This is a genomic window from Nitrosovibrio sp. Nv17 (genome assembly GCF_900119085.1).
Lineage (GTDB): Bacteria > Pseudomonadota > Gammaproteobacteria > Burkholderiales > Nitrosomonadaceae > Nitrosospira.
This window is the reverse complement of record NZ_FPIQ01000002.1, coordinates 141,174-153,699: the sequence shown is the minus strand read 5'-3', so window position 1 is coordinate 153,699 and position 12,526 is coordinate 141,174. Positions and strand designations below refer to the sequence as shown.

Sequence of the window (12,526 nt, the reverse complement as noted above, 5' to 3'; positions counted from 1 at the left end):
CCCTGGAAGACCGGAACGCGCGAATCGGAGCGAATGACACATGTCCAGCCGTATCATCCCCAAGGAAAGGCTTCCCGCCTGCCAGCCATGGGCCATGGATGCCTTCGCCCCCCCCGCCCGGGCGGCCGAACCCGGCGGCGAGTCCGTGCAGTGCGACAGCGACCTGGATGCCATCTCCCCATCGACCGCCGGGCAGATCCGGCACATCCACCAGCAGGCCCAGCAGGCCGGCTATGAGGCCGGATACGAGGCTGGCCGCCGGGCAGGCCACGAGGCCGCCCTGCAGGCCCGCAACGTGCAGACGGCGCTGGAGGTCGAAAAACTGCGGGAGATTCTGCACGGACTGCAGAAGGAAATGGCCGCCGCCGACCAGGCCATCGCCACCGATCTGCTCGCGCTGGCGCTCGACCTCGCGCGTGAGATGGTGCGCGAAGCCCTGGCTGTGAAACCCGAACTCATGCTGGCGGTGGTGCGCGAGTGCATCCGCCACGACAGCCTGTTCGGCCATCCGGCGCAGCTGCACCTCCATCCGAATGACGTTTCACTCGTGAAGGAGCACCTCGATCACGAGCTGGGCGACTGCGCGATACACGCCGACGCACGGCTGGAACGCGGCGGCTGCCGGCTGCAGGTGGGCGACAGCCGCATCGATGCCACGCTGGCAACCCGCTGGCAGCGCATCGCGCAGGCGCTGGGGCGCAGCGACGCCTGGCTCCAATCCGCATGAACACATGCTCGCATGCCGACCAGTGGCGCGGCTTCCTCAAGGGATGCGGCAACCTGGCGGTCGGCTCTCAGCCCTTCGAGGTATCCGGGCGCCTCACGCGTGTCACGGGACTGGTGATGGAAGCGGTCGGGCTCAGGCTGGCGGTGGGCAGCGGCTGCACCGTGCTCATGCCCGACGGCGGCAAGGTGGAGGCGGAAGTCGTCGGCTTCCAGGACGACCGGCTCTACCTCATGCCCACGCACGACGTATTCGGCCTGACCCCGGGCGCCAAGGTCGTGCCCTGGGGGAATACCGGGGCCCTGCCGGTACTGGGCGACGGCGCACCGCCGCGGCGCCGGGCATCCGACCGCTTGCGGCGCTTCCCCGTCGGCGATGGGCTGCTGGGGCGCGTGCTGGATGGCGCAGGACGCCCCCTGGACGGACTGGGCTCGCTGGAGGCGGAGCATGGCGCACCGCTGGTCAGCCAGACGCCCAATCCGCTCGACCGGGCGCCGATCGATCAGATACTGGACGTCGGGGTGCGCGCCATCAACGCGCTGCTGACCGTCGGGCGGGGCCAGCGCATGGGCCTGTTCGCAGGCTCCGGCGTGGGCAAGAGCGTCCTGCTCGGCATGATGGCGCGCTACACCAGCGCCGACGTGATCGTGGTGGGACTGATAGGCGAGCGCGGCCGCGAAGTCAAGGAATTCATCGAACATACACTCGGCGAGGAAGGGCTGGCCCGCTCGGTGGTGGTCGCCGCCCCGGCCGACACCTGGCCGCTGATGCGGCTGCAGGGCGCATCGTACGCGACCTCCATCGCCGAGTATTTCCGCGATCAGGGCCGGAACGTGCTGCTGATCATGGACTCCCTGACCCGCTACGCCATGGCGCAGCGCGAGATCGCGCTGGCGATCGGGGAGCCGCCGGCGACCAAGGGTTATCCGCCTTCCGTGTTCGCCAGGCTGCCGCGGCTGGTGGAGCGTGCCGGGAACGGCACCCGCGGCGGCGGGTCGATCACGGCGTTCTATACGGTTCTGACCGAGGGCGACGACCAGCAGGACCCCATCGCGGATTCGGCGCGCGCCATCCTGGACGGCCACATCGTGCTGTCGCGGCAGCTCGCCGAGGCGGGCCACTATCCGGCCATCGACATGGAAGCCTCGATCAGCCGGGCCATGACCAGCCTGATCCCGCCGGAATACTTCGAGCAGGTGCGCACCTTCAAGCAGCTCTACTCGCGCTACCAGCGCGCGCGCGACCTGATCAGCGTGGGTGCCTACGCCTCGGGCAGCGATCCGGTGCTGGATCGGGCGATCGCACTGTATCCTCGGCTGGAAGCGTTCCTGCAGCAGGGCATGTTCGAATCCGCGACCTACGGGGACAGCGCCGCCCGGCTGCACGAGCTGCTTGCCCCGGCCGCCTGACCGGAGAGAAGGGAATGGCCAAGTTTTCCGCTTTGAAGACCTTGCTGCAACTGGCCCAGACGCGCACGGACGATGCGGCGAAACGCCTCGGCATGCTCCACGCCCAGGGCGTGCACATGGAAACCCGGCTCGGCGTGCTGCAGCAATACCGGGAGGACTATCGCACCCGTTTCCAGACCCAGGCACGACAGGGATTGACGGCGGCCGGCTGGCGCAACTACCAGGAATTCCTGGAGCGGCTCGACGCCGCGATCCTCCAGCAGGAGGACGCCGTCTCGTCGACGCGCGAGCGGGTCGCGGCCGGCAGGATCGCCTGGCAATCGGCCCGGCGCACCTACAATTCCTATGAGACGCTCACGCAGCGCCAGATACAGGCGGAACTGCAACGCGCCACGAAGCGCGAACAGAAAGAAACGGACGAGCACGTGAACAATATTGCCGCCCGCCAGGATTCCGTCCGCTAGGGATTCAGTTCCATCCACCGCCGAACCCATGAGCACACGACCATGACCGCATCCGTGACGAACGCTTCCATCTCTCTGCCGATCCCGGCGAACCAGAATCCTGCCGCAGGAAAAGGTGCCGAAAGCGGCTTGCCGATCGAAGAAGCGCCCCGTTTTGGCGAAGCGCTGGCGCGGGAGATGAGCGAAGGCGCGAACCGAACCGCCGCCGCGACCGAGGATGGCCATGAGCTGGCGGACGATCCCGCCACAGGCGGGGCCATGTCCGCGCCCGATGCTCCCACCGCCACTCCCGAAGAAGCCGTCCCGGCCGCTGCGGAACTGCCAGCGGCCGGGACGATGGCAGGCATGGAGCTCCTTGCCTCTCTTCAGCCCATGGCTCCCCCGAGCTTCCCGTCCCCCACGCAGGGCGGCGCTTTCGCGGGAAATTCCGATGAAATGCCGAACGCCATTGCGGACGAAAACGCCGGCGCCATGCACGCCCCCGACCCGGAATCCGACATCGGATCGCGCATCGGCGCAGAGGCCGCGAGGCGGCGCCCGGCGGCAGCGATCATGGCCAGCGGGCAGGGCAGGCAAGCGGGCGTGGCGGCGCAGCCGGACCATTCCCCGGCTGCGCCGGCTGCAGCGCCTGCCGGCGAGACACCGGTGCAGGAAATGCGGATCGACCAGGTCGGCGGCAAGGGCCGCGGGGAGCCGGCGCAGGAGCCGGAGCTGCCCTTGCAGGCCACGCCCGCTCCCACCGTACAGTTCCATGCGGCAGCCGAACCCCGCGAGCCTGCCGCCTCTTTCGCCACGGCACAGTCAGTGTCCGCGGCCGGGAGCGTGCACGGTCCCGCGGCAGGCACCGATACGCTGGCCCACGACACGCTCCGGCTCGAACCCCGCCCAGGCGCCAGCGGCTGGGACGACGCACTGGGCCGCAAGATCCTGTGGCTCGTTTCCGAACAACGCCAGATCGCAGAATTGAATCTCAATCCTCCCGAACTGGGCCCCCTGCGCGTGGTCCTGTCGATGAGCAGCGACCAGCTCAGCGTGAGCTTCGTGTCGCAACAGGCGGATGTACGCTCCGCACTGGAGACGGCCCTGCCGCGCCTGAGGGAAATGATGGCCGAGAGCGGGCTCGATCTGGGCGATGCCAGCGTCGGCTCCCATTCTCCCCAGCAGCAGGAGTTCGAGCGGCAGGGACGCGGGGGCACCCGCCACGCGAGCGGCGGCGGTGGCTACGCGATCGTCCCGGATGGGGACGTGCCCGGCCGCCGCATCCCCTCCGGCGGCCGCGGCCTGGTGGACACGTTCGCCTAGGACCAGTCGACACCATGTCTGCCTCGCGCCTCGCGGACGTGTCGAATAACGTTACAGCTTTGTCCGCAACAGGCACAGCCGTATTGTAACTTGCTGTTATCCTTGTTTCATTTTCCCTGATATTACTCTGGCATGATAAATGCTTCATCCTATCCGACGCCGCAAGCCGGCGTCGGATACTCTTCTAAAACCAACAATGTCAAGAGGAATGATGAAGAACCTAAAATATCAAGCCATCACCGCCGGTGTCATCGCGGCTCTTGCCGGCGGCGCGGCGCAAGCCTCGCATTTCCGCGGCGCGGCGATCATCCCGAGCGTCGATGCAAATGGCAAGTTGACGGTCACCACGACCAGCTTCTGGCGGCCGACCGCGGTCGATACGGTATTCGCGAGCGTCAGCGGGGCAAACCACCTCAGCAGCGCTTCGAGCGTGATCGACACCTCGGACGTGAGATTCACCAAGGTGACCAACGTGGACGTCTATCAGCTTTCGGGCGCGGGAACGTACAGCATCACGGGAAACAGCTGCTGCCGCGTGGATGGGATCCACAACTTTCCCAGCGGCAACAGCTCCACCAGCTGGACGATGAACTCCACCATCGTCTGGGACGGCGCCCATGCGAACACGCCGATCCTGTTCAACTTCAGCGCGGTGCAACCGGAAGTCGTGCGCGGCGTCGACTACACCGGGAGCCTCGGCGCGGTGGCAGGGCCGGGGCTGACACTGAGCTATGACCAGGTGCTGAACGGCATCCCCAGCCAGCCGCCGGGCTTCACCATCGATCCTGCCACCGGCGCGCTGTTCATTTCCGCCGCCGACACGGCCGGCTACCTGGACAACAGCAGGGGGAACGTCGGCGCGGACTACGCCTTCAGCGGCAATATCATCGCGAGCGACGGCAGCCGGGTGGAATTCGACTGGCTGTTCGACGCGGTCGACACCGGCAGCGGCAACCTTGCGCCGGTGATCACCGACGCCATCGTCAATGCGCTGGTCGGCGATACCATCGACTTCACCTTCATCGCCACCGACGACGGCAATCCCAATCCGCCCGGCGACCTGACCTGGAGCTTCGTCGGCTTCCTGGGCGGCGGCGCCAACGCGCCGACGTTCGATCCCCTCACCCAGCGATTCATATGGGATTCCAGCGGTTCGTCCGCGGGTACCTACGTGGCGCAGGTACAGGCGTCGGACGGGCTGATAACGGACCTCGGGATACTGACGATCCACCTGAGGAATGGCACGGATCCGGGAGGGCAGGTGCCGGAGCCGGCAACGCTGTCCCTGCTGGGACTGGGTCTCCTCGGACTGCGGCTTGCCGGGCGCAGGACGCGTGCGGGGAAATAAACTGAAGGCAGTGATATTCCGTGCATGAGCACAAGGAGGGTTTCATTCGTGGAATCCTCCCTTTTTTGATGCAGATCGTCCATCCATGCGAGAGGCCGGGAATGGCGCGGACGCGGCAACGCGGCGGTGCCGACTGGACCGTATTTTCGAGAATCGATTCCTCATGATGCAGCTCACGCAGAAAACAGGCCGCAACGCGCCCTGCCCATGTGGCAGCGGAAAGAAGTTCAAGCAATGCTGCAGCGGCGCCGGAGCGCCGCGCACGGCGGCAAGCAGTGATCAGATTTTTGCCACCGCCCTGCGGTCATTCCAGTCGGGGAACATGACGGAAGCCATCGCGGGATTCCGGCGCGTGCTGGCGGGCTGCCCCGATCATCCGGGAGCGAACTATCTCCTCGGGTACCATGCGCTGCAGTCGGGCGATCCTGCCGAGGCCGCAAGGCTCATGGGCCGTGCCATGGCCGCCGGCCTGCGCGATGCCGCCGCCTTCTATCACCATGGCGTCGCCCTGGCAGCGCTGGGGCTGTACGCCGACGCGGCATTCCAGTTCGCCAGGGCAGTGGCGCAGAAGCCCGATTTCGAGGAGGCCCGATTGAATCTTGCCAACGCCCGATTCGAACTGGGTGCCTTTCCGGAGGCGGGCGAGCAATACCGGATTCTCATCGGGCGCAATCCCGCCCACTGGAAGGCGCACCACAATCTGGCGCACGCCCACTACTGCCTGGGCGACGTGGAGGAGGCGATCGGTTTCTTTCGCAGGACCATCGCCGAGAATCCCGGCCATGCAGAGGCCCACGCCAGCTTCGCAGCCATGCTGGAGCTCAACAATCAGCCACAGGAAGCGGAAGAGGCCGCGCGCCGCGCCCTGGCCCTGCAGCCCGGCAACGCCAGCGCCCATGGCATTCTCGCGAAATGCCTGCGGCGCGGAAAGCGCTACGACGAGGCCCTGGCCACGCTGGATTCGATCGACCCGCGCACCGCGAGCGAGCGTACCTATGTCACGCTGCACAACGAACGCGGCCAGAATCTGGACCGGCTGGGGCGCCACGAGGAGGCCTACCAGGCGTTCGCCGCCTCCAAGCGGGCGCTTGCCGGCCTGCGCAACATCCGGCACGATCCCTTGCGGGAGTTCGAGCCGCTCGCAGCCGCGAGGCGCTACTTCACCCCGCAGAAGATGGCTGTCCTGCGGGAACTGGTAGGAAAGGGCGGCGCCGGCCCATCCATGCCCGTCCCGGTCTTCGTGACCGGCTTCCATCGTTCCGGAACCACGCTTATCGAGCAGGCGCTTTCGTGCCACCCCCAGGTCGGCGCCGCAGGCGAACTGGAAGCCATCCCCCGCCTGCTGAACGGCCTGTGCGGCGGCGCAGCAGGACTCCCTGCGACCCTGGACACCCTGCTGGCGAGGCACGACCCCGCCCCGCTGCTCGAATTCCGTGCCGCCTACCTGGCCGACCTGACGAAGCGGGCAAACGCCACCGGCCAGCGCTGGGTGATCGACAAGTCGCTGTTCAACATGCTCCACCTGCCCCTCATCCGGCTGCTGTTTCCCGGATCGCCCGTCATCCACGCGCTGCGGCACCCCATGGATGCCGTGCTGTCGGTGCATTCCCAGAATTTCCTGTGGGGAAACGACTGGTCTCTGACGATGGCGGACACCGCCCGCGCCTTCCAGCTGACCTGGTCGCACGTCGACGCGACGGCGCCGAGGCTGGAGGGCCTGCACTACCTGCGCTGCCGCTACGAGGATATGATTGCCGATACCGAGGCCGGCATTCGCGCGATGCTCGCCTTCATCGGGGCGGACTACGATCCGGCCTGCCTGCGCTTCCACGAAAACGGGCGCGTCGCCCGGACCGCGAGCTATGAGCAGATCTCACGCCCGGTCTACTCGACTTCGGTCGGACGCTACCTCGACTACCTCCCTTTCATCGCATCCGAGGTGGCCGGCATCCTGGGTCCCGTCGCCGAATCGATGGGCTATACGATGCCGGCATGCGCTCCGGCGGATGCCTGACCCTCATTCCTGGAGCTGACATATGAACCCGCTTGCCCATCTCGTCGTATCCGCCGCCATCATTTTCCTGTCATCCTTCGCACCCCATGCGGTCGCCGTGCCGGTGGAAATGAGGCTGGACGACCCCACCGCGCCCTCGCTGCTCCCCTACGCCAAGGCCCATACCGCCGCCGACCTGCAGGAAGTGGTGACGCTCCTGGGCAACGGCAAGCGCGACGAGGCCAAGGTGGAACTGGCGCGCTTCCTGACGAAGCACCCGAAGGATCCCCGGGCGACGGAACTGGCCGGCCTGATATTCATGGAGGAGAAGAACTGGAAGATGGCGGTCACGTCCTTTCAGCGGGCACTCGCGGCCAGTCCCGGGCGGACCCCGGCGCGATCGAAGCTGGGCGTCGCCCTGCTGATGGAAGGCAAGGCGCAGGAGGGACGCGCGGAATTGGAAAAGGCAGTGGCGGGCAGCGCCAGGGACGCGATCGCTAGGCGCTACTTGGGGTGGATGGCGGAGGCGCAAGGAGATCTGCAGGGCGCGCTCGACCACTACGGCGCCATGATCGCGGGCGACGCGACAGGGGCCGGGATGTCCGAGTTCCACGCGCTGGCAGGCCGGCTGTACAACCGGATGCAGCGTCCCGACGTGACCATCCGGCTGCTGCAACCCCTGGTCGGCAAGGCGGATTCCGCGCGGAGCGCCCAGCTGGGGGAACAGGTGCTGGCCCAGGCCTATCTGGAAACGGGAAATGCGGCGGCGGCGGCGAAACTGATCCGCTCCCAGGAAAAGCAGCTTCCCGGCACCCATCCGGATCTGCGGATGCAGCAGGCACACCTCGCGCTACTGGAAAAGGACTACCCCAAGGCGCGGGAGCGGCTGCAGGCGGTCATCAAGGATACGCCGGGCTACGGCGACGCCGCCTCCTTCCAGCTGGCCCGGGCGTACGAGGAGGAGGGGAACTGGAAAAAGGCGGCGGAAATCCTGGAGTCGCTCGCTCCCCGCGCATCGAAGAATGATCTTGTCATGGTGCTTTCGAGGCTGGCCGGGCTGCGATTCGCGCATGGAGACGGCGCGGCTGCCGCACGGACGCTGGCGAAATATGCGCCGCAGGATCCTTCCATCCACTATCTCCTGGCGGAAGCCCAGGCACGCAACCATGACTACGGCGCTGCGCTGCGGACAGCGAACGATCTGGTGGCGAAATCGCCGCAATTCGCGGGTGGCCACTATCTCGCCGGCATGCTGTACAAGCACGAGAACAAGCCGGTGCATGCGGAGAAGGGCTTCTCCCAGGCGGTGAGGCTCATTCCCGCCTACGTCGATGCCTGGGCGGAATGGGCCGACGTCTATGCGGCAGGCATGCCGGTGAAGGCGGAGGAGATCCTGGCCAGAGGACTGGCGGCGAATCCGGACAATCCCTTTCTTCTGTTCAGACTCGCAGCCATCCAGGCGGACAACGGAAAGGCACCGCAGGCCAACCTGAACTACCGCCTCATTCTCGAAAGGATGCCGAACCATGTGCCGGCGCTCCAGAGGCTGGCACTCAATCTCTCGGAGGGTCCGGCAACATTGGAGGAAGCCCGCGGCCTGGCCGAGCGTGCGTACGGCCTGGATCGGAACGATCCCGCCGTTCAGGACACCTACGGATGGATACTGGTCCAGACCGGCGATGCGAAGAAAGGCATCCCGCTGCTGGAGTCGGCATTGAGGAGCCTGCGCCCTGCGCCCGGCACAATCCCCGGTGCACCCGGAGCGGAGGATCATGCCCATCCGGAGGCCGCAGTCCTGGACGAAGGGCTGGTCCATTACCATCTTGGCGCTGCCTACATGAAGACCGGCAGGGTGGCCGAAGGTATGGCCCATCTCAATCGCGCGCTGGGAACCGGAATCAGCGCGGGCACCAGGATGCAGATCGCCGCGTTGCTGAAGAAATGACCTCCGCCCAGGTCCCCGTCATGCGAAAATTCGACACACCGGGGTGACAGGCCCTGGCAACCCGGGAAAGGAGGAAAGCACGTTGAAGAATGTCGTTGGGCGCTCCCCGGTGGTGACCCGCAGGCTCGGCGAGCAACCGTTGCGGCATCGCGGCGCGATCCTGTGGTTCACGGGATTGTCAGGCTCCGGCAAATCGACCCTGGCGTGCGCGGTGAGGGAGCGCCTCCAGGGAATGGGCTGCCGGGCGTTCGTGCTCGATGGCGACCACCTGCGGTACGGACTCTGCTCGGACCTCGGGTTCTCCGCCCGCGATCGTTCCGAGAACATTCGCCGGGCGGGAGAAGCGGCCAGGCTGTTCCTGGAGGCGGGCGTGATCACGCTGGCGGCGTTCATCTCCCCTTTCCGTCCGGATCGTGCACGCGTGCGGGCGCTGGTGTCGGAGGACGAGTTTCTCGAGATCCATTGCCGGTGCCCGCTGGCCGTGTGCGAAAAACGGGACGTCAAGGGGCTGTACAAGCGCGTCCGTGCGGGGGAGATTTCGGATTTCACCGGGATTTCATCCCCTTACGAGGAACCGATCGATCCGGAACTGGTGCTGGACACGGCAAGCCTGTCGCTGGAGCGGTGCGTGGCGAGCGTCATGGAGCTGCTGCACGACCGCGACGTCGTCGGCAGCACGCAGCTTGAACACGAGTGCCCGCGATCCGGCGGGCGGCAGGAAAGCGCTCGTTAGCCGGCCCTGGGCCGTACATTCCCCGCCTGCCGCCGCACGCCCGCCATTTCGTCCGATCCGGTCGAGATGACCCTTTTTTCTCCCTCTGTTCGAGGCATTGCCGCGCCGTGACCGACGCGATAATGCCATTCCATGGAATACACCTTCTGAACAGGATCAGCCATGGCAAGCAAGACGAATGGGGAGACGCAGGCATCCCGCAATCCCGGGGAAAGCGGAGTGGAGCCGAAAGCCAGGCGCGGCAGGGCGATGCTGATGATGGTCTCGGTCGTGCTGTTGCTCGGCGCCGGTGGCGCCGCTGCGACGTGGTACTTCAACCGGGGGCAGGACGCCGCCGCGCCTCAGCCGCCCGTCTTCGTCAGCATGGAAACGTTCACCGTCAACCTCCAATCCGAGTACAACGACCAGCACCTGCAGACCAGCCTGACCCTGAAAGTGGGCGATGCCGCGGCGGCGGAGCAGGTCAAGCTGCACATGCCCGAGCTGCGCAACCGGGTGCTGCTGCTGCTTTCCGGCAAGGCGGCGGCGCAGATCGCCACCACCGAAGGCAAGGAAAAGCTGGCCTCTGAACTGGCGCTCGCAGTCAATAGAACGTTCGGCGAAGCGCATCCGGGATGGCCGGTCGAGCGCGTGCTGTTCACTTCCTTCGTGATCCAGTAGGGGTCCCATGAGCGAAGAATTTCTTTCGCAGGAAGAAGTCGAAGCCCTGCTCCAGGGGGTGGCCGACGGCACGGAGCAGGGTGCTTCCCCTTCCCGTTTCCGTCCCTACAACCTGGCCACCCAGGAACGCATCGTGCGTGGACGCATGCCCACGCTGGAGATCATCAACGAACGCTTTGCGCGCCTCCTGCGCCTGAGCTTGTTCAACTTCATGCGCCGCAGCGCGAACGTCACCGCCGGGATGGTGAGGGTCATCAAGTTCAGCGAATTCGTGCGCACCCTGGTGGTGCCGAGCAACCTGAATCTGGTGCACATCAAGCCGCTGCGGGGCGCCTCGCTGTTCGTGTTCGACCCCACCCTGGTGTTCCTGGTGGTCGACAACCTCTTCGGCGGGGACGGCCGCTTCCTGCCCAAGGGGGAGGGGCGCGACTTCACCCAGACCGAACAGCGGATCATCCAGCGCCTGCTCAACCTGGTGTTCGACAGCTATGGAAAATCATGGAACCCGGTCTATCCGATCGAATTCGAATACCTCCGGGCGGAAACCAACACACAGTTCGCCAATGTCGCCACACCCAACGAGGTGGTCGTTGCGACCTCGTTCGAGGTGAGCTTCGGCAGCGTCACGGGCGAGATGCACATCTGCATTCCCTATTCCATGCTCGAGCCGATCCGCGACCTGCTCTCCAGCAGCATGCAGGGCGAGGCGCTGGAGGTGGACAAGCGCTGGGTGGGGCGGTTGTCGAAGCAGGTTCAGGCGGCCGAGGTGACGATGCTGGCGGACCTGGCGCACGTGCATGTCACCCTGGACCAGATCCTCGGCATGCGGGTGGGCGACGTCATTCCGCTGGATATTCCCGAATTCGTGACCGCCAGCGTGGACGGCGTGCCGGTGATGGAGTGCCGCCACGGCATTTCCAACGGCCAGTACGCATTGCGCATGGAAAGGATGCTCGGCCCGGTGAATGGAGAATGAGCCGGCACATGAGCCCGATCGAACGCCGCGATCTTTCCACGAGACCCTTTACGAACCCAGCCAAGGAGGCAAGCGTGCCCATCCCTCAAACCAGTACAGCATCCCTGCCGGACGGACCGGCGGAACCCCAGGCCGGTGCTGCGCCTGCCCGCTTCGAACAATTCAGCGGCATGCAGAAGGTGCAGGCGCACAACGATATCGACATCATCATGGACATCCCGGTCCAGCTCACGGTGCAGCTGGGCCGCACCAAGATCTCGATAAAGAATCTGCTGCAGCTGGCGCAGGGCTCGGTCGTCGAGCTGGACGGCCTCGCGGGCGAACCCATGGACGTGCTGGTGAACGGCTATCTGATCGCCCAGGGAGAAGTGGTGGTGGTGAACGATAAATTCGGAATCCGCCTGACGGACATCATCACCCCGAGCGAGCGGATCCGCAAGTTGAACCGCTGAGCCTGAAGACGAGAAGGAGCGGATGGACATGAAACATGCCCGGTGCGGACGCGCCGCCATCGCCGCCATCACCGCGGTGGCCGGCCATGGGGCTTCGGCCACCATGGCTGCGGCGGTTGACGCCGACACGGGGAGCACGGCCGGTACGGTCGCCTCCGCTGGCGGCCTGCTGCAGGTCATGCTCGGCCTGGGGCTGGTGCTCGCAGTGATGGCGGGGCTGGCATGGCTGCTCAGGCGCCTTCAGGAGCGCCAGCGAAATCCCGGCGGGACGATCCGGGTGATCGGCGGGTCGGCCGTCGGCCAGCGCGAACGGGTCGTCCTGGTGGAAATTTCCGACACCTGGCTGGTACTCGGCGTGGCGCCAGGCCAGGTGACGGCGTTGCACAGCATGCCCAAAGGCGGACCGGGCCCCGATCCCGCCTCGAGCCATCCCGGCACGGATGGCCGCTTCGCCGCCTGGCTCGGGCGATCGACGCAAAAGGCGGAAGGTGGGCGGGATGGGGAATAAGGGCCGATCTGC

At 66.2% G+C, this 12,526-nt stretch carries 12 protein-coding genes; all 12 read left to right on the top strand.

Annotated features, from left to right (window positions below):
• Nucleotides 1–40 precede the first annotated feature (40 nt).
• The 12 genes from BT108_RS02505 to fliO all read left to right on the top strand — a co-directional run bounded on the left by BT108_RS02505 (nucleotide 41) and on the right by fliO (nucleotide 12,514).
• The gene (locus BT108_RS02505) at nucleotides 41–727 is read left to right on the top strand and encodes a FliH/SctL family protein (RefSeq protein ID WP_072292957.1); all 687 of its coding nucleotides are present in this window, start codon (nucleotides 41–43) and stop codon (nucleotides 725–727) included.
• Nucleotides 724–2,133: a flagellar protein export ATPase FliI gene (gene fliI, locus BT108_RS02500; protein WP_072292956.1), complete on the top strand. Its 1,410-nt coding sequence runs from the start codon at nucleotides 724–726 to the stop codon at nucleotides 2,131–2,133. Before BT108_RS02505 ends, fliI begins: the two co-directional genes overlap by 4 nt.
• A 14-nt stretch (nucleotides 2,134–2,147) precedes the next feature.
• Nucleotides 2,148–2,597, top strand: a complete 450-nt coding sequence (fliJ, locus tag BT108_RS02495; protein WP_072292955.1) for a flagellar export protein FliJ — start codon at nucleotides 2,148–2,150, stop codon at nucleotides 2,595–2,597.
• A 42-nt stretch (nucleotides 2,598–2,639) separates the two neighbouring features.
• On the top strand, nucleotides 2,640–3,899 hold the full coding sequence (locus BT108_RS02490) for a flagellar hook-length control protein FliK (RefSeq protein ID WP_072292954.1): 1,260 nt from the start codon (nucleotides 2,640–2,642) through the stop codon (nucleotides 3,897–3,899).
• A gap of 211 nt (nucleotides 3,900–4,110) precedes the next feature.
• Entirely contained in the window at nucleotides 4,111–5,247 is a 1,137-nt protein-coding gene (locus BT108_RS02485) for a PEP-CTERM sorting domain-containing protein (protein WP_072292953.1), read from the top strand.
• 163 nt (nucleotides 5,248–5,410) lie between these two features.
• On the top strand, nucleotides 5,411–7,261 hold the full coding sequence (locus BT108_RS02480; protein WP_177257231.1) for a sulfotransferase: 1,851 nt from the start codon (nucleotides 5,411–5,413) through the stop codon (nucleotides 7,259–7,261).
• Nucleotides 7,262–7,283: 22 nt separating this feature from the next.
• A complete protein-coding gene (locus BT108_RS02475) occupies nucleotides 7,284–9,185 on the top strand; it encodes a tetratricopeptide repeat protein (protein WP_072292951.1) in 1,902 nt (633 codons plus the stop codon).
• 82 nt (nucleotides 9,186–9,267) lie between these two features.
• On the top strand, nucleotides 9,268–9,918 hold the full coding sequence (gene cysC, locus BT108_RS02470) for an adenylyl-sulfate kinase (RefSeq protein ID WP_072292950.1): 651 nt from the start codon (nucleotides 9,268–9,270) through the stop codon (nucleotides 9,916–9,918).
• A 162-nt stretch (nucleotides 9,919–10,080) separates the two neighbouring features.
• Nucleotides 10,081–10,578: a flagellar basal body-associated protein FliL gene (gene fliL, locus BT108_RS02465; protein ID WP_083566112.1), complete on the top strand. Its 498-nt coding sequence runs from the start codon at nucleotides 10,081–10,083 to the stop codon at nucleotides 10,576–10,578.
• A gap of 7 nt (nucleotides 10,579–10,585) precedes the next feature.
• Complete coding sequence (gene fliM / locus BT108_RS02460; protein ID WP_072292949.1) at nucleotides 10,586–11,554, top strand: flagellar motor switch protein FliM; 969 nt, start codon at nucleotides 10,586–10,588, stop codon at nucleotides 11,552–11,554.
• 80 nt (nucleotides 11,555–11,634) lie between these two features.
• A complete protein-coding gene (fliN, locus tag BT108_RS14065; RefSeq protein WP_369816911.1) occupies nucleotides 11,635–12,006 on the top strand; it encodes a flagellar motor switch protein FliN in 372 nt (123 codons plus the stop codon).
• A 28-nt stretch (nucleotides 12,007–12,034) separates the two neighbouring features.
• A complete protein-coding gene (gene fliO, locus BT108_RS02450) occupies nucleotides 12,035–12,514 on the top strand; it encodes a flagellar biosynthetic protein FliO (protein ID WP_072293014.1) in 480 nt (159 codons plus the stop codon).
• The last annotated feature ends 12 nt before the right edge of the window (nucleotides 12,515–12,526 follow it).

What these genes read in the sequence shown, in the direction of transcription:
- BT108_RS02505 (WP_072292957.1), top strand. Translation starts at nt 41, where the DNA reads ATGTCCAGCCGTATCATCCCCAAGGAAAGGCTTCCCGCCTGCCAGCCA.
- fliI (WP_072292956.1), top strand. Translation starts at nt 724, where the DNA reads ATGAACACATGCTCGCATGCCGACCAGTGGCGCGGCTTCCTCAAGGGA.
- fliJ (WP_072292955.1), top strand. Translation starts at nt 2,148, where the DNA reads ATGGCCAAGTTTTCCGCTTTGAAGACCTTGCTGCAACTGGCCCAGACG.
- BT108_RS02490 (WP_072292954.1), top strand. Translation starts at nt 2,640, where the DNA reads ATGACCGCATCCGTGACGAACGCTTCCATCTCTCTGCCGATCCCGGCG.
- BT108_RS02485 (WP_072292953.1), top strand. Translation starts at nt 4,111, where the DNA reads ATGAAGAACCTAAAATATCAAGCCATCACCGCCGGTGTCATCGCGGCT.
- BT108_RS02480 (WP_177257231.1), top strand. Translation starts at nt 5,411, where the DNA reads ATGATGCAGCTCACGCAGAAAACAGGCCGCAACGCGCCCTGCCCATGT.
- BT108_RS02475 (WP_072292951.1), top strand. Translation starts at nt 7,284, where the DNA reads ATGAACCCGCTTGCCCATCTCGTCGTATCCGCCGCCATCATTTTCCTG.
- fliL (WP_083566112.1), top strand. Translation starts at nt 10,081, where the DNA reads ATGGCAAGCAAGACGAATGGGGAGACGCAGGCATCCCGCAATCCCGGG.
- fliM (WP_072292949.1), top strand. Translation starts at nt 10,586, where the DNA reads ATGAGCGAAGAATTTCTTTCGCAGGAAGAAGTCGAAGCCCTGCTCCAG.
- fliO (WP_072293014.1), top strand. Translation starts at nt 12,035, where the DNA reads ATGAAACATGCCCGGTGCGGACGCGCCGCCATCGCCGCCATCACCGCG.